This is a genomic window from Actinomyces oris (assembly GCF_001937445.1).
GTDB lineage: Bacteria > Actinomycetota > Actinomycetes > Actinomycetales > Actinomycetaceae > Actinomyces > Actinomyces acetigenes.
This window is the reverse complement of record NZ_MSKS01000050.1, coordinates 39,540-54,448: the sequence shown is the minus strand read 5'-3', so window position 1 is coordinate 54,448 and position 14,909 is coordinate 39,540. Positions and strand designations below refer to the sequence as shown.

General features: G+C 68.8%; 14 protein-coding genes. 6 read left to right on the top strand and 8 right to left on the bottom strand.

Annotation, left to right across the window (positions count from 1 at the left end; all coding sequences use genetic code 11):
• The first annotated feature begins 13 nt into the window (after positions 1-13).
• The 4 genes from BKH20_RS12235 (at position 14) to BKH20_RS12220 (ending at position 6,312) form a co-directional block, all read left to right on the top strand.
• Positions 14-2,602 carry a VanW family protein gene (locus BKH20_RS12235; protein ID WP_075391282.1) on the top strand — a complete coding sequence of 863 codons (2,589 nt, stop codon included), beginning with the start codon at positions 14-16 and terminating at the stop codon, positions 2,600-2,602.
• A gap of 421 nt (positions 2,603-3,023) precedes the next feature.
• Entirely contained in the window at positions 3,024-3,374 is a 351-nt protein-coding gene (gene fdxA / locus BKH20_RS12230) for a ferredoxin (RefSeq protein WP_009394099.1), read from the top strand.
• 60 nt (positions 3,375-3,434) lie between these two features.
• The gene (gene dapC, locus BKH20_RS12225; protein WP_075391281.1) at positions 3,435-4,643 is read left to right on the top strand and encodes a succinyldiaminopimelate transaminase; all 1,209 of its coding nucleotides are present in this window, start codon (positions 3,435-3,437) and stop codon (positions 4,641-4,643) included.
• A gap of 247 nt (positions 4,644-4,890) precedes the next feature.
• Positions 4,891-6,312 (top strand): citrate synthase, encoded by a 1,422-nt coding sequence (locus BKH20_RS12220; protein WP_143225011.1) that lies wholly within the window; start codon positions 4,891-4,893, stop codon positions 6,310-6,312.
• A gap of 397 nt (positions 6,313-6,709) precedes the next feature.
• Here the strand turns inward: BKH20_RS12220 and BKH20_RS12215 are convergent, their stop codons facing one another.
• From BKH20_RS12215 to BKH20_RS12200, 5 genes are all read right to left on the bottom strand, one after another.
• Positions 6,710-6,949: a toxin gene (locus BKH20_RS12215; RefSeq protein ID WP_075391279.1), complete on the bottom strand. Its 240-nt coding sequence runs from the start codon at positions 6,947-6,949 to the stop codon at positions 6,710-6,712.
• Entirely contained in the window at positions 6,946-7,194 is a 249-nt protein-coding gene (locus BKH20_RS12210; RefSeq protein WP_075391278.1) for a ribbon-helix-helix domain-containing protein, read from the bottom strand. The genes BKH20_RS12215 and BKH20_RS12210 overlap by 4 nt, the downstream gene beginning before the upstream one ends.
• 65 nt (positions 7,195-7,259) lie before the next feature.
• Positions 7,260-8,108: a VOC family protein gene (locus tag BKH20_RS12205; RefSeq protein WP_075391320.1), complete on the bottom strand. Its 849-nt coding sequence runs from the start codon at positions 8,106-8,108 to the stop codon at positions 7,260-7,262.
• Positions 8,109-8,205: 97 nt separating this feature from the next.
• The gene (locus BKH20_RS14835; protein ID WP_256693180.1) at positions 8,206-8,280 is read right to left on the bottom strand and encodes a hypothetical protein; all 75 of its coding nucleotides are present in this window, start codon (positions 8,278-8,280) and stop codon (positions 8,206-8,208) included.
• 338 nt (positions 8,281-8,618) lie between these two features.
• On the bottom strand, positions 8,619-9,773 hold the full coding sequence (locus BKH20_RS12200; protein WP_075391277.1) for an MFS transporter: 1,155 nt from the start codon (positions 9,771-9,773) through the stop codon (positions 8,619-8,621).
• 104 nt (positions 9,774-9,877) lie between these two features.
• On the opposite strand from BKH20_RS12200, the gene BKH20_RS12195 reads away from it, so the two are divergent.
• A complete protein-coding gene (locus BKH20_RS12195; protein WP_075391319.1) occupies positions 9,878-10,237 on the top strand; it encodes a MerR family transcriptional regulator in 360 nt (119 codons plus the stop codon).
• Positions 10,238-10,413: 176 nt separating this feature from the next.
• Positions 10,414-11,232 (top strand): class I SAM-dependent methyltransferase, encoded by an 819-nt coding sequence (locus tag BKH20_RS12190; RefSeq protein WP_075391276.1) that lies wholly within the window; start codon positions 10,414-10,416, stop codon positions 11,230-11,232.
• A gap of 124 nt (positions 11,233-11,356) precedes the next feature.
• On the opposite strand, the gene BKH20_RS12185 is transcribed toward BKH20_RS12190, so the two are convergent.
• Genes BKH20_RS12185 through BKH20_RS12175 form a run of 3 tightly spaced genes read right to left on the bottom strand, consistent with a single transcriptional unit; the run spans position 11,357 to position 14,846 of the window.
• Entirely contained in the window at positions 11,357-12,112 is a 756-nt protein-coding gene (locus BKH20_RS12185) for a succinate dehydrogenase/fumarate reductase iron-sulfur subunit (protein ID WP_075391275.1), read from the bottom strand.
• Positions 12,109-14,070: a fumarate reductase/succinate dehydrogenase flavoprotein subunit gene (locus BKH20_RS12180; RefSeq protein ID WP_075391274.1), complete on the bottom strand. Its 1,962-nt coding sequence runs from the start codon at positions 14,068-14,070 to the stop codon at positions 12,109-12,111. The genes BKH20_RS12185 and BKH20_RS12180 overlap by 4 nt, the downstream gene beginning before the upstream one ends.
• Complete coding sequence (locus BKH20_RS12175) at positions 14,067-14,846, bottom strand: succinate dehydrogenase cytochrome b subunit (protein WP_081381709.1); 780 nt, start codon at positions 14,844-14,846, stop codon at positions 14,067-14,069. The genes BKH20_RS12180 and BKH20_RS12175 overlap by 4 nt, the downstream gene beginning before the upstream one ends.
• Positions 14,847-14,909: the final 63 nt, after the last annotated feature.

Genomic DNA, 14,909 nt, shown 5'->3' with positions numbered 1-14,909 from the left:
GGAACCGCCGCCCATGAGCCAGTCCGTCAACCGCGGGGAGAAGCCCGCCGCCTCCGAGGCCGCAGCCGACGCCCTCGAGCCCGTTGAGGTTACTGAGCCGGTCGGTCAGGCCGAGGAGTCCGAGGCGGCTCCGGCCACCGAGCAGCCTGAGAAGTCCGAGGGACCTGAGGAGCCCGAGAAGGCTCCCGTCGCCGAGGACACCGGCGAGGTCGCCGACCAGGGTGCGGGTGAGCCCACCTCCTGTACTCAGGGCGGGGACGCTGACGACACCCCGACCCTCAACCTCGAGGATGAGTCTCAGGACGAGCCTGCGGAGCCTGCCGAGCCGGCCCAGGCCGCTGCGCCGGCTGAGCCGGTCGGTCAGAGCGAGGAGTCCGAGGCGGCTCCGGCCACCGAGCAGCCTGAGAAGTCCGAGGGACCTGAGGAGCCCGAGCAGGCTCCCGTCGTCGAGCAGCCGGAGGAGAAGGCTCCCGCCGCCGAGGACACCGGCGAGGTCGCCGACCAGGGTGCCGACAAGACCTCCGCCCCTGGCGACGAGCCCGTTGAGTCAGCCGCTGTAGAAGCCGCTGAACCGGTGGCGACGCCGGCATCGATGCGCGTCGTCGACGAGGCCGCCACCCCTGCCGAGGTCCTCTCGCCCTATGAGTCGGCCGGCGCCGACGCGGCCGACGAGACCCGGCGGGGCACCGTATGGAGCCCCGGCTCCGGCGACATGCCGCCATCGATCGCACCGAAGAGCCTGTCCGGGGCGTCGCCCTCAGCGCCCGCGCAGGCCACGCCCGCCGTCGCCGGGACCCTGGCCGCGGCCAAGAAGGCGCGCAAGCCCTCCAAGGCCCAGGACGTTGCGAAGAAGACCAACGGTACGGCCGCCGGGTCGGGCGCCTCACGCCGTCGGCGCCTCATCCCCGCCGCCTGCGCCGCCGGGGCCGCGGCCCTGCTGCTGGCCTGGGGTGGCATCGCCTGGTGGACCACCCAGCACATCGCCTCGGGCACCATCGTCTCCGGTGTCGATGTCTCCGGTCTGAGCCCCAAGGAGGCCCGCGACCGCGTCGGCAAGGGCATCGGCGACCAGCTCGCCCAGCCCGTCACCCTCACTGTCGGGCAGGGCAGCTCCGAGCTCGTGCCCGCCAAGTCAGGTGTCTCGGTCGACACCGACGCCTCGGTCAAGAAGCTCACCGGCTTCACCCTCAACCCCCTCACCCTGGCTCAGCGCCTCGGCGGCCAGCGCACCGAGGCCGTCATCCGGGTCGATTCCACCGCGCTGCGCGGCGCCCTGGAGGACCGGGTCGACACGATGGCCAATGGCGCGGTCTCGGCGACCGTGACCCTGGAGGGCACCAAGCCGGTCACCACGCCCGCGAGCAACGGCATCGGGCTCGACGTCGACGCCTCTCTCAAACAGCTCTCCGGTAGCTGGCCCCTGGGCAAGAAGACCCTCGCCATGGCCGAGGGCACCGCGATCCCCGCCATCACCGACGAGGAGGCCGCCAAGTTCGTCGACGGCACGCTCACGCCGCTGCTGTCCAGCGGACTGACCGTGAACACGGCGGGCACCGGCGCGCAGAGCAAGAGCCCCGGCGCGGCCGCGGCCTTCTCACCGCAGGACACAGCCGAGATGCTGAAGATCTCCTCCGAGGGCGGCACCTTGAGCGCCACCTTCGACCCGACCGCACTGCGTGACGGCGTCGTCGCCAGGATCGGTCAGGTCGAGACCCCCGCCCAGAACGCGACCTGGAAGATCGACGGCTCCGCCACCGGCGCACCCGGGGCACGCCCCCAGTACGTCCCCGCCGCCCAGGGCAAGGTCATCGACACCGCCGCTCTGTCCGCAAGCCTGCTCAAGGCCGGCACCACCGCCACCGACGCCGCCGGCCGGACCGTGACCCTGCCGATGGTCGTGGCCGAGCCGACGGTGAAGACGCCGCAGAACGAGTGGGGCATCAGCGAGGCGATCGGCGAGTTCGCCACCCCGTACAACAGTGGGGACGCGCCGCGCACCCAGAACCTCACCCGCGGGGCCGAGCTCGTCAACGGCACCGTCGTCAAGCCCGGTGAGGTCTTCTCCCTGGAGAAGACCCTCGGCGAGGTCGACTACGAGCACGGGTTCGCCGACGCCGGAGTCATCTCCAACGGGCAGCACGTCGACTCCATGGGCGGCGGGCTGAGCCAGGTGGCCACCACCGTCTTCAACGCCGGTTTCGAGGCCGGCATGGACGACACCGAGCACCACGCCCACCAGTACTACTTCGACCGCTACCCGGCCGGGCGCGAGGCCACCCTGTGGACCGGCAAGCTCGACGTGAAGTTCACCAACTCCACGTCCCACGCGGTACTGGTCCAGGCCTGGCTGGACGGCGAGCAGATTCACGTGCGCATGTGGTCCACGAAGTACTACGACGTGTCGATCACCTCCTCGGACCGGTTCAACTTCCGCCCGGTGTCCACTGAGCGCAAGTCCGGCCCCGGCTGCGAGCCCTACTCGGGCGGCAACCCCGGCTTCGACATCACCGTCACCCGCACCCGCAAGCACGACGGCAAGGCCCTGCCCGACGACGTGCTCACCACCCAGTACGCCGCCGACAACGACATCGTCTGCTCCTGACGGCGCCGCCGTCTGCGCCCCCGGCTCAGAGGACTGCCGACGCAGCAGTGTCGGAGGAGACTTTTGTCCAAACGGGACGACTTTGATGACACCGTAGAACGCTTCTGCGTGACCGCGGTTCTCTGACCTGCGCAAACGCGAGTGGATCGCGTGGCGTCGCGCGTCAAAGTCGTCCCTGCTGGACACTTTTCAGTCGGATCGTCGCAGATCGCGCTCTGAGGCGTGCGGTGCCCGAGATTGGTGTTACCTGTGACATTCGCGCTGCGGCAGTGACGTAATCGCGGTGTGGCAACCCTGAGTTTTCGGCGTGCTGACGGCCACTCTCTCACCTCTTGGGCCGACGGGCACCGGGGGACCATACTTGGCCCGACCCCGCTCACCTGCGTGGGCAGATCCCCAGAGAAGAAAGGACACTGCTGCCATGACGTATGTCATTGCCCAGCCCTGCGTCGACGTCAAGGACCGTGCCTGCGTCGACGAGTGTCCCGTCGACTGCATCTACGAGGGTGAACGCAGCCTCTACATCAACGCCGACGAGTGCGTCGACTGCGGTGCCTGCGAGCCCGTCTGCCCCACCGAGGCGATCTTCTACGAGGACGATGTTCCCGAGGAGTGGGAGGACTACACCCGCGCCAACATCGACTTCTTCGAGCTCAAGGGACTCGGCTCGCCCGGAGGGGCCCAGAGGACCGGTGCGCTGGACTACGACGACCCCATGATCGCCGCCCTGCCCCCGCAGAACGAGGAGTGGAAAGAGGCCAACGGCTACTGAGCCGGCGGGCGGGGACTGGGGGTGGAGACGTCCCCGGCTCGTGAGGAAGAATCAGGACCCGTGACCACCAGCGCGACTCCTGAGACCTCCCCCAGCCCCCACCTGCCCCGCCGCCTCGCCCTGCCCGACTTCCCCTGGGACTCGCTGAGCCCCTACCGGGAGCGGGCCGCCCAGCACTCGGACGGCGTCGTCGACCTGGCGGTGGGGACACCCGTCGACCCCACCCCCGAGATCGCCCGCAACGCCCTGTTCGCGGCCGCCAACGCCCCCGGCTACCCGACGGCGGTCGGCGCCCCCGTGGTGCGAGCCGCCATCGCCGAGTGGATGGAACGACGTCGGGGCGTGGCCGGCCTGGGTGACGGCGAGGTCATCCCCACCATCGGCTCCAAGGAGTCCGTGGCTCTCCTGCCGCTGCACCTGGGGGTGCGCCCCGGCGACCTCGTCCTGCACCCGAGAGCCGCCTACCCCACCTACGACGTTGGCGCTCGCCTCGTGGGGGCCACCCCGGTCCCCGTGGACACCGACGCCGACCCCGTCACCTGGGGCATCGCCGAGGACGCGCCCGTGGCCGTCGTCTGGCTCAACAGCCCCGGCAACCCCGACGGGCACGTCCTGAGCGTTGAGCAGATGGCCCGGATCGTCGCCTGGGCCAGGGCACGGGGCGCCGTCGTCATCTCCGACGAGTGCTACGCCGAGCTCGGCTGGGAGTCGCCGTGGGACACCCAGCCGATCCCGAGTCTCCTGGACCCCCGGGTCGGAGGAGAGGCGGGCCGAAGCGGCCTGCTCGCCCTGTACTCCCTGTCCAAGCAGTCCAACCTGGCCGGCTACCGGGCGGCCTTCCTCGCCGGTGACGCGCGGCTCGTGGGCGCCGTCACCGAGGTGCGCAAGCACACCGGCATGCTCATGCCGACTCCGGTGCAGGCCGCCCTCGTGGCCGCCCTCGGCGACGAGGCACACATGGAGGTGCAGAAGGAGGTCTACCGGGAGCGCCGCGAGGTGCTCGTCGAGGCGACCGCTGCCGCCGGTCTCGTCAACGACCCGGCCTCCGTGGCCGGCCTGTACCTGTGGCTCCGGGGACCCGAGTCGATGAGCGCCTACGAGCTCGTGGGGGCCTTCGCCGAGCTCGGGATCGTCGTGGCCCCCGGCGACTTCTACGGCGAGGCCGGGGCCGGGCGGGTGCGCATGAGCCTGACCGACACCGACGAGCGAGTGGCCGCCGCCGCCGCGCGCCTGCGCTCGCCTGAGGCCGCCGCCCTCTTCGCCGGCTGAGGCTGGAACAGCCAGTCGGATCAGCCGCTGCTGGGCTTGATAAGTTTATCAAGCGCGGGTGGGTGCTCGGCTGGTGCCCACCGCGGGCTCATCCGGGCTGATCAGGCTGATCCGGTGGCCCACGGTGAGCCCATGAGACGACGTCGTGACGGCGCACCCCGTACAGTGGACGCTGGGCCCGCCGGAACCCCCGTGGGCCCAGGTCTCGCCGTCGCGATGCGTGCGGCCCCGAGCCCCAGGAGGCATGATGACGAGCACCCCCACCCCCACCGCGGCTGAGCAGCCCGAGCAGAGCCGGCTCAGCGCCGTCGGCGGTCCCGGTCTGCTGGCTGTTGACGGCACCAACCTTGAGCTGCCGCGCACCCGGGCGACCGACGGCGCCGACGGCCTAGGCGTGTCCAAGCTGCTGGGCTCCACCGGCGTGGTGACACTCGACCCGGGCTTCACCAACACGGCGTCGTGCACCTCGCAGATCACCTACATCGACGGTGCGGCCGGGATCCTGCGCTACCGCGGCTACCCGATCGAGGAGCTGGCCAAGTCCTCGACCTTCCTGGAGGTCGCCTACCTCCTCATCAACGGCGAGCTGCCCGACCGCGAGTCCTTCGCGCGCATGGAGCGGCGCATCTCGCGTCACCGGCTGCTGCACGAGGATTTCCGCAGCTTCTTCACCTCCTTCCCCTCCTCGGGTCACCCGATGGCGATCCTCCAGGCGGGGATCGCGGGCCTGGCTACCTACTACGAGGACACCCTCGACCCGCACGACCCCTACGAGCGCGAGCTCGCCACCGTGCTGCTGCTGGCCAAGATGCCCACGATGATCAGCTACATCGCCCGGCGCGCCATCGGCCTGCCGCTGCTCTACCCCGACCCGCAGCGCTCCTACGTCGAGGACTTCATCCGCCTGACCTTCGGCATGCCCTACCAGTCCTACGACATCGACCCGGCCGTCGTGCGGGCCCTGGACATGCTGCTCATCCTGCACGCCGACCACGAGCAGAACTGCTCGACCTCCACCGTGCGCCTCGTGGGCTCGGCCGACGCCAACATGTACGCCTCCGTGGCCGCGGGCGTGGGTGCCCTGTCCGGGCCGCTGCACGGCGGTGCCAACGAGGCGGTCCTGCGGATGCTGGACACGATCCAGAGCTCGGGGATGAGTACGGCCGAGTTCGTCCGCAAGGTCAAGGACAAGGAGGACGGCGTGCGGCTCATGGGCTTCGGCCACCGGGTCTACAAGAACTACGACCCGCGCGCCGCCATCGTTAAGGAGACCGCCCACGACGTCCTGACCCGCCTGGGCTCCGACGACGGCGACCGCAAGCTCGAGATCGCCATGGAGCTGGAGGAGACGGCGCTTCGCGACGAGTACTTCGTCTCCCGTAGCCTCTACCCGAACGTCGACTTCTACACCGGCCTCATCTACCAGGCGATGGGCTTCCCCACGAAGATGTTCACGCCCCTGTTCGCCCTGGGGCGCCTGCCGGGCTGGATCGCCCAGTACCGCGAGATGATCGCCGACCCGGCCAAGCGCATCGGGCGGCCCCGCCAGGTCTACAACGGCTCCACCGAGCGCCACTACGTGGCCATGCACCGGCGCAAGCACGACGACGGCCAGTACCCGGACACCCGCGCCGGCGTGCCCAGCCTCGACCGCATCGCCAGGGTCTGAATCGCGAGGGTCTGAGGCTCACGGGCTCACGCCGGTCGCCCAGGGTCGGTTGTCTGTGGCTGGTTGTTTGTGGCCGGTTTCTGTGGCCGGGCGGTGCGGGTCGGGGACGTACTTTCCCGACGAGGACTGCGTTCTCCCCCAAACCACTGAGGTCCGCCCGCAGTGGTTTGGGGGAGAAGTACGTCCCCGACGCAGAAGTACGTCGTCGATCATCCGCTTGTGGGGTGCCGCCAGTTGCTCGTAGATCGGGCGGCTGTAACCGAGTGAACAGGGATCCCGGTCGGCACGAAGGCCACCACCGGGCAGTACTCGACCGCATCACGAGGGGCTGCCTGGCCCTCCATCGAATCAGGATGTCTCGTTGCAGAGTCGAGGTGGGCCTCTGGTCTGCTGGGCATCAGTCGATCAGATCCAGGAGATGGCGACGCGCCTTCATCGCATGGATGGGCAGCTGGTGACCACTGTCGAAGGTGAGAATGACGAGTTCCAGAAGCCGTCCTTGGCTGTCGAAACCCATGACGAACTGCTTGGCTGGTACATCGTCGTCCGGCCAGCTCTCGTAGATCCGGTGGTTGGCGGCGTAGAGGGCATCCGCAGCGCTGATGCCATGCTTGAGCGCTGAGTTGTGGACTTTCACGCGACGAAGGCTCGTACGGCTGAGCGAATGATCTCGGAGCGGCTGGTGCCGTCCTTCTCAGCACGCTGGTCGACCGCGGCCACCAGACTGTCGTCCATGCGGACTGGGACGACTCGCGCCGCACCATCCCCGATGGGGCGGCGTCCTCGCTTCTTCAGCACTTCGACGTCGTATCCACGTTCCGCTTCGTCAGCCCACTCCTGGATGGTCTCGTCGGTGACTGGCACGCCATCAATGGTCTCCATACGACAAGTGTAATACGAAATACCTGCCTGAACGTCGCCGAGACCGTCGTGGTGAGCTCGGTGGCCTACAGGCCGGCCAGGTCGATCTTGCCCATGTGCAGGAGCTTCTCGCGCGTGGCGGCGTCGGCCATGAGGTCTGCGATGTTGTGGGGGACGACCTGCCAGGAGACGCCCCAGCGGTCGACGCACCAGCCGCAGCGCTCGGCCTCGGGCATGGCCGACAGCCCCGCCCAGTAGCGGTCGATCTCCTCCTGGTCCCGGCAGGAGACGATCATGGAGACTCCGGGTGTGAAGGTGAAGTCGTGGAAGGCCCCCGAGTCCATGGCCGCCACCCAGGTGCCGCGCAGCGTGAAGTCGGTGAACATGACGGTCCCCGCCTCCATCGGCCCGCCCTCCTCGTAGCGGCGCAGGGCCCCGCGGCGGGCGTCGTCGAACAGGGTGATCCAGGCCTCGGTGGCCTCCTCGGCGTTGGCGTGGTTGGGGCCGCCGAACATGAAGGAGGGCAGGATGAAGGGGCGCGGCTCGCCGGCCGGGTCGGTGAGCATGAGCTGCCAGGTCATGCCGAAGCGGTCGCGAACCCAGGCGTAGCGCGGAGAGAAGGGGTACTCGCCCAGCTCCATGAGCACACCGCCGGTGGACAGACGCTCGTAGAGCTCATCGAGGTAGGCCCGGGCCTGCTCCTCGCCACCGAACAGGAGCGGATCGAAGCTCAGGATGCAGCTGATTGACGGGTTCGGGGCGTCCTGGTCGCCGCCGTTGATGAGCGAGAGCTGGAATCCGTGAATGCTGACCGTGGCCGCGTACCCGGGCACCTGCTCGACGACGGAGCCCTCGCGGAAGACGTCGGCGTAGAACCGGGCCGCCTCGTCGGCGTTGCCGTTGCACCGGATGGCGGGAGTGATGAGCTGGTCCATGTGGCCACCGTAGCGTGACATGCGTTGGGGCCGCTCCAGGAGAGGAACGGCCCCAACACTGTGATCGGCGAGCCTGGTCGTGTCCGGGTATCACCGGCTACGAGGTGACCCTGCGGCGGTGGTGGAGAACTGCCGCGCCGGTGAGCAGTCCGAGGATCGCCAGGGCCGTCAACCTGCTCGCGTTGATCCCTGTGTTGGGGAGGGGCCGCTTTGAAGCGGTACTGGTCGGGGCGGCCGTGGGTACCTTGGTGGGCTCAGTGGCGACGGCAGGAGTAGGGTCGAGCCTCCACTGGGTGCAGGGGTCCGATGAAGACGTGCCGGGAGACCACTGCGTTACGGAGCTCCGAACCGTACCGGATCCACGTACTGTCGCCGATTTTTGTATCCTGGTCGGCTAGAACTTTATCTTCCATGAACGGGGCGAATCCGGCACGGGTTTCGCTGACATATGTTGGCGATTGTTGTCCACCTTCGATGACAGATGGTGACTGCTTCAGTGTGTTTTCCATTTTACTGATTGATCTCTTCTCCGAGGCTGCTTGGACGGATCATCAGTGCGCTGACGGTGCTCAGTATGAATGCGGTGATGCCGATAGCGGCGAAGTTGTTGGTGAGAGTGAGCAGTGGGCCGCCGATTAACCCTGCCACTGTTGTGCCGAGGTACATCACCGCGCTAGTGAGGGTGGAGATGGTACCGCGTGCTGTGCTGTCAAGTTGCTGCAGGTGGAGCATGCGGACGCTGAGCATCGCGCCTCCGCAGGCGAAGAGAGGCAGGAATACCAGTCCGACAACGATCGGAGGCGGAGATACGGCGAGCGCCAGATAAGCAATGCCCATCACTGTGGCGCTCAAGTATATGGCTCGCACGGGGGTCATGCGGCCGGTTAGTCGGACACCGAAAAGGCTGCCGATCGTGTTACCGATCCCGCCAGCCAGGACGATGAGCGCCACTGTGACTTTCGAGGTGCCCAGACCGTCTTCCAACCAGGTCGGTGCGTAGGTGAACACGGTGAAGAATGCCAGGGTGTACAGGAGGTAGGACAGGAATCGTGTGAATGCTTGTGGCACGTGGAGTAGGGTCAGGTACGGCACTTTTTTAGTTGTCGTGGCGGGATGGATATCAGGGATTTGGTACCAGAGTGTGACTGTTAGCGCCAACGAGCATATCCCGATAATGGGGAAGATGATGCGCCAGTCTATGATCGCGAGGAGACTTCCGAGAGGGACTCCGACAACCTGAGCGATTGATAGTCCGGCAGTTGTATATCCCATGACGCGCAAAATGTGCTTCTGATCCGGGCCGACTAGGGAGGGAATCATAGCCCATACTTGTGGTGCAGCTACGGCTGCAGCGCCGCCAGTGATAAAACGGAAGGTGAACATTGTCCAGAATCCCGGGGAAACTGCGCAGCCTGCTGTTGCCAATGCGAAGACCACCATCCCAAGCGTAAGGATGATCCGGCGATTACCTCGGTCTGAGATCGGCCCGGACACCAGGCCGGTGAGTGCGTATCCGATTGCATAGATGCTGACCAGCCAGCCACTTTGCGTCGTCGACACGTCGTATGCCTTGGCCAGCGATGGCAGCAGTGGTGCGACGACGAAGGTGTCGGAGCCGATTAGGAACATGACCGCGAACCCGAGTAGTGAAAGTTTTCGGTCCATAGCGTCCTCCAGTCTGTTGAGAGCGCCTCAACGCTAAGCCTTGACATTGCTGTCAATGTCAAGAGATGCTGACGTGGTCCAGTAAATTGATCGAGGAGGGGCGTATGCGCATCACCGAAGCTGCCCGACGCGCTGGCACTAGCCCGCGGATGCTGCGCTACTACGAGGCTGAGGGGCTGCTGGCGCCCGCGCGCCGTGACAATGGCTATCGTGACTACGACGCTGGAGAGGTTCTAGTCGCCCGCCAGATCGTTGCGCTGTCCCATGCCGGATTTCCGCTCTCACTTGTCAGGACGGTGCTGCCCTGCGCCACGGAAAGCGGTGCGCTGAGAGCCTGCCCCTCCGTTGCACCCGAGCTGCGCCGTCGGCTCCGCGACGTCGAGGAACAGATTGACGCGCTCGCGAGCGGTGCCGAGGTCATCAGGAGCTTCCTCGACAACCTTCAAGACGTCGCATCTGCATAGTCCGCCTTATAGCTGTGGTGCTGGTGTCCTACTCGTCGGCGGGCGCGAGCCGAACTTGGCTGCCACGCTGGCGTTTGTCTTCTGAGGCCGGAGCCGTCCGGGAGCCCTGCTCGCGTCGTAGAGTCATCGATGTCAGGCTCTGTCCGTGGCAGATCCGCTACGGTTAGGCTTGCCTTATGAGCAAGAAGCCTGCCGCCTCGACCGACCTGCCTCTGCCTCACGCCGACCGCCCCATCGCCTCCGCACCCGGCCACTGGGTCCTGGCCCGCGCCGGCAAACGCGTCCTGCGACCTGGCGGCGCCGCCCTGTCCGCCGCCATGCTCAACCATGCCGGCCTCGCGGGTGCCGACGTCGTCGAGCTCGCCCCGGGCCTGGGGCGCACCGCCGCCGAGATCATCAAGGCCCACCCCGCCTCCTACACGGCCATCGACCGCGACCCCGACGCCGCCCGGCGTGTGGCCGTCGTCGTCGGGGACCTCGGCACCGTCCGCCAGGGCGAGGCCGCCGACACCGGCCTGGACGAGGGCAGCGCCGACGTCGTCGTCGGCGAGGCCATGCTCACCATGCAGGGGGACAAGGGCAAGGCCGCCATCGTCGCCGAGGCCGCCCGCGTCCTGCGCCCCGGCGGGCGCTACGCCATCCACGAGCTCGGCGTCACCCCCGACGACATCGACAAGGACTACTACACCCGGTTGCGCCGCGATCTGGCCCGCTCCATCCACGTCAACGCCCGCCCCATGACCGCCGCCGCCTGGAAGGAGCTCATGGAGGACGCCGGACTCGTCGTCGACTGGGCCGACACCGCCCCCATGGCCCTGCTCAAGGTCGGGCGCAACATTCACGACGAGGGGCTGGGCGGCTTCCTGCGGATCGCGCGCAACGTCGCCGCCGACAAGGCGCTGCGCCAGCGCGTCCAGGAGATGGCCGCCATCTTCAAGCGCTACGAGAAGGACATGGTCGGCATCGCCCTCGTCGCCCACAAGCCCGCTGCCTGAGCTCGATTCTCGCCGGTCGTCGACGTCGCGGTCGTACCTTATGCCTCGCGTTCGGGGGTTCAGGGTACGAACCGGCGACCTACCCTACGAACTCGCGGATGCGTCCCTACTTGTGCAACGGTCCCTAGTCGTCGTGGGTCGCCCCGCGCAGGCCGGCGCGCAGCACCTCCCGGTTGAGCAGCGCGATCGCCTCGATCGGGATCCCCGCCGGGCACGCCGGCACGCACTCGCCGTACACCGAGCACGGCCCGAAGAGCTCATCGAGCTCCCGCGTCATCGCCCGGGCCCGGCGCCCCCGTTCGATGCGCCCCTGCGGCATGAGCGACAGGTGCGCCAGCTTCGCCCCCGCGAAGAGCGCCGCCGCCCCGTTCGGGCAGGCCGCCACGCAGGCCCCGCAGCCGATGCAGGCCGCGAAATCCAGCGCCCGCTCCGCCTGCAGGTGCCCCTGGGCGACGTCGTCGGCGTCCGGCGCGGTCCCCGCGGCCACGTCCACGGTCCCGCCCGCCCGGATGAGCTCGTCGAGTGCCGTGCGGTCCACCACCAGGTCCCTGATGACCGGGAAGGCCGCAGACCTCCACGGCTCCAGCCGGAAGCGCGTCACCCCCGGGAAGGCCCGCAGGTGCTGACGGCAGGCCGGGGTCGTATCCAGCGGCCCGTGCGGCACCCCGTTGACGAGGAAGCCACAGGCCCCGCACACCCCCTCCCGGCAGTCCGACTCGAAGACCACCGGCTCGCCACCGGCCTCGATGATCTGGTCGTTGAGACGGTCGAGCAGCTCGAGCAGACTCATCTGCGGCTCGGCGTCCTCTACCACGTGACTCTCGAAGAAGCCCCGTGCCCGCGGCCCGTCCTGCCGCCAGATCTCCAGCTCGATCCTCATCGGTAGTCCCTCACCTGCATGGGCACCAGCGAGAAGCTCAGCGGCTCCGTGCGGCGCGTGTGCCCGCCATCGTCCCCCGTCTGCCAGGCCGACACCGAGCACCACGTCTCGTCATTGCGCCGGGCCTCGCCGCCCTGGGTCGCATACTCCTCACGGAAGTGGGCGCCGGCGGACTCGCGCCGGTCCAGGGCGTCGAGGACCATGACCTCCGCCAGCTCCAGGAAGTCGGCGACCCGCAGCGCCTTCTCCAGCTCCTGGTTGAGTCGCGCCTGGCCGCCGACCACGGTGACGTCGGCCCAGAACTCCTCACGCAGGGCGCGCACCTCCTCCAGGGCGCGCAGCAGTCCCGCCTCGGAGCGGCTGACCCCGCAGCCGGCGTAGAGGACCTCGCCCAGCCGGCGGTGGAACCACACCGGACGGTGGGTCCCGCCCACCGCCATGAGCGCCTCAATGCGCTCGCGGGTATCGGCCACGGCCTGGAGCGCCTCCGGCGCGTCGGGGCTCAGGGGCCTACTGCCCACCAGCCCGGCCAGGTAGTTCGGCACGGCCAGCGGCAGCACGAACCAGCCGTCCACGCTGGCGCTCAGCAGCGAGTTCGCCCCCAGGCGGTTGGCGCCGTGGTAGTTGTTCGAGGCCTCCCCGCCCACGAACAGCCCCGGGATGGTGGACATCTGGTCGAAGTCCACCCACAGGCCGCCCATCGTGAAGTGGGCCCCCGGGGCGATGCGCATGGGCACCTCGTAGGGGTCCTCCCCGGTGGCGTCGAGGTACATCTCGAACAGGTTGCCGTAGCGCGAGGCGATGGTCTGCCTGCCCAGCCGCTCCAGCGCGTCGCGGAAGTCGAGGTAGACCGAGTTGCGCAGTGGCCCGACGCCGCGGCCGGACTCGATCTGCTCGCGGGCGTTGCGCGAGGCCACGTCACGCGGAGTGAGGTTGCCGAAGGCCGGGTACTTGCGCTCCAGGTAGTAGTCGCGCTCGTCCTCGGGGATCTCGTTCGGGGCCCGCTCGTCCCCGGGGCTCGCGGGCACCCAGATGCGCCCGTCGTTGCGCAGGGACTCGCTCATGAGCGTCGTCTTGGACTGCCAGTGGGAGCTCACCGGCAGCGCCGTGGGGTGGAACTGCACCATGCAGGCCGAGGCGAAGGCCGCCCCGCGCCGGTGGGCGCGCCAGGTGGCGGTGGCGTTGGAGGCTATGGCCAGGGTCGAGTAGTGGTAGACGCTGCCGTAGCCGCCGGTGGCCAGCACGACGGCGTGCGCGGTGTGGGCGCGCACCTCGCCGGAGAGCAGGTCCCGGGTGACGATGCCCTGCGCGCGGGAGTCGGCCACGATGAGGTCGAGCATCTCGGTGCGGGTGTGCATGCGGACGCTCCCGGCGGCGACCTGCTCCTGGAGGGCCTGGGCGCAGGCGATCTCCAGCTGCTGGCCGGTCTGTCCGCGCGTGTAGTAGGTGCGCGAGACCTGCACCCCGCCGAAGGAGCGGGTGGCGAGCTGGCCGCCGTACTCGCGGGCGAAGGGCGCCCCGATCGCCTCCATGTGGTCGATGACCCGGCCGGACTCCAGCCCCAGGCGCACGACGTCGGCCTCCCGTCCCCGGTAGTCCCCGCCCTTGACGGTGTCCTTGACGAAGCGCGCCAGGGAGTCGCCGTCGACCTTGCGGGCCCGGGCGGCGTTGACCCCACCCTGTGCGGCCACCGAGTGGGCGCGGCGCGGGGCGTCGTGCAGGCTGAAGCACTCCACCCGGTAACCCAGGCGCCCCAGGGTCGCGGCCGCGCCGGCGCCGGCCAGTCCGGTGCCCACCACGATGACGGTCAGCTTGCGGCGGTTGGCGGGATTGACCAGGCGGTACTCGTCGCGCCGGCGTTCCCAGGCCTGCTCGGGCGGACAGTCCGGCAGATGCGCATCAAGGTCCTCGCCGACGTCGTACAGGCCGCCGACGGCCCCCGGCGTACTCGCGCTCATCCGATCACCCCCGTGCAGATGAGGACGGGCAGCAGGCCGTTGACGACGGCGATGGACAGGGCCACGGCCAGGGCGAGGGCGCGGCAGGCCTTGCGCAGCCTGGGGCCGGTGCCGCCCAGGTCGATGACCACGTTCCACAGGCCCTGCGCCAGGTGGAGGGAGAGCGCCAGCATGACCAGGCTGTAGAAGACCGCCATGCCGGGACGCGACAGGCTCGCCACGAGGTTGTGGTAGGCGCTGACCTGCAGCTCGCCGTTCGACGTCGTCGGCGCCTGAAAGCCCTCAGGGGCGATGAGGCGGCCGACGGTCAGGTCGAGAAGGTGGATGAGGACGAAGACCCCGATGAGGGCGCCGGTCACCAGCATGGAGCGGGCACCGATGGTGCGGGCGGGCAGGGCCCGGCGCCGGAAGGCCCCGCGAGCGCTCCTCGCCCGTCGCCACAGCGTGATCCCCGCCGCCACGTGCGCCGCGACGCAGGTCCCCAGGGCCAGGCGCATCGCCCACAGGAGCCCCTCGTGCGGCAGGAGCGGGTAGGCGACCCGCCGCAGCCAGGCGGCGTAGCCGTTGAAGGCCTGCGGGCCCGCGAGAACCTTGAGGTTGCCGACCATGTGGACCACGACGAACAGGGCCATGATTGTGCCGGTGACCGCCATCGTCACCTTGAGGACGCGCTGCGAGGCCCACACGGGGGTGCGGCGCCTGCGCCGGGGAGGAAGCGCGTCACCAACGGGCTGAGCAGCCTCAGGGGCGCGGGCGATCGTGGACGTCGCAGCCATCTGACCCACCCTCCTTTGCGCAGAACAACCCATCACTATGATAACGAACACAGTGATACTGGC